General features: G+C 34.5%; 1 protein-coding gene and 1 pseudogene. One reads left to right on the top strand and one right to left on the bottom strand.

Going from position 1 to position 624, the window contains the following annotated elements; genetic code table 11:
- Positions 1-10 precede the first annotated feature (10 nt).
- A complete protein-coding gene (locus ACFILW_RS10730; protein WP_375685827.1) occupies positions 11-343 on the bottom strand; it encodes a hypothetical protein in 333 nt (110 codons plus the stop codon).
- 84 nt (positions 344-427) lie between these two features.
- On the opposite strand from ACFILW_RS10730, the pseudogene ACFILW_RS10725 reads away from it, so the two are divergent.
- Positions 428-624: pseudogene (locus ACFILW_RS10725) on the top strand (hypothetical protein); the annotation flags it as partial.

Here is a 624-nt window from a genome sequence, read left to right as displayed (position 1 = left end):
AAAACAGCAGTTATCGCTTTTTTGATTCGATTAAAGTATGAAGAAACGCTAAAACTGCCCTCCGTTCTTCTTCATTGCAAGACGAATATAGATCATAAAAATCTTGATCTATCTTGCTTAAAGCCGGATACGGAGGATACTCCTTAAAGAAACTGTGTAGATTCACTAGCTCTTCTGCAGTAATATCACGGTAGGCTTTAGAGTCAGAGTCATCAATCGATAATAAGCGCGTAATAGATGATGGACTCAATCCTAAATGTTGCCCTAAAGCCTTACGGCTTCCATGCCCCATTTCATTTAATTTTTCATTAATCCACATTTTTATTAGCTTTTGAAAATCCATTTTATTTTTCTCTCTTAAAATTATTAAATAATCAATATTGCGTATTACGAAAATTTTGCTTATATTTGCGTAATACGTAAATATATGACAGAAATTTTGGATTACATGATTACTCCAGCAGTTATGATTATAAAATATTTAGGTGGTGCAAAACGTGTGTCGTTGATTTCTCAATGCCATGTGTCTGCTGTTTATAAATGGACTTACCCCTTTGAAAAGCGAGAGGGTAAAGGCGGAATTATACCAGCTAAGTATCAAATTATGCTTCTGAACTATGCCCG

The organism is Bartonella sp. TT110JLCBS, assembly GCF_042193405.1.
GTDB lineage: Bacteria > Pseudomonadota > Alphaproteobacteria > Rhizobiales > Rhizobiaceae > Bartonella.
Note: the sequence above shows the minus strand (reverse complement) of the source record. Positions and strands in the feature narration are given on the sequence as shown.

Excerpts from the sequence above, each read along its gene's own strand:
- ACFILW_RS10730 (WP_375685827.1), bottom strand. The coding sequence starts at position 343 with ATGGATTTTCAAAAGCTAATAAAAATGTGGATTAATGAAAAATTAAAT.